This window comes from Pseudoalteromonas sp. SG45-1, from assembly GCF_014164135.1.
Taxonomy (GTDB): Bacteria; Pseudomonadota; Gammaproteobacteria; order Enterobacterales; family Alteromonadaceae; genus Pseudoalteromonas; species Pseudoalteromonas distincta.
In genome coordinates this window covers 1-260 of the sequence record NZ_JACJEP010000088.1, presented here as the reverse complement: position 1 = coordinate 260, position 260 = coordinate 1, and the positions used below count along the sequence as shown (strand labels likewise).

At 42.7% G+C, this 260-nt stretch carries 1 protein-coding gene; it reads left to right on the top strand.

The window, feature by feature from the left end:
• The coding region (locus H5117_RS20470; protein WP_220491814.1) for a hypothetical protein at window positions 1–260 on the top strand (260 nt) is incomplete at both ends.

Below are 260 nucleotides of genomic sequence, written 5' to 3'. Positions count from 1 at the left end.
ACACAAGCAGGCCCCGTTTCTTATAAGCTCGTTGAAGTATTTCAAGCTTATCACCATCATCAAGCCGATTACCCAAAATTGCTTGACGAGTGTATGGGAATGGCTGTTAAGCAAAATGATGACTGGGCGATATATATTGCTTTCGGATACTTAGAGACTCTAGCTGCTTTATCGCCAGCAACTTTTGATGTTGGTTGTGATTTTAATGAAGCACTTGCCAAAAACCTGCAAGCGCAAGAGCGCTACCACATTAATGAGGC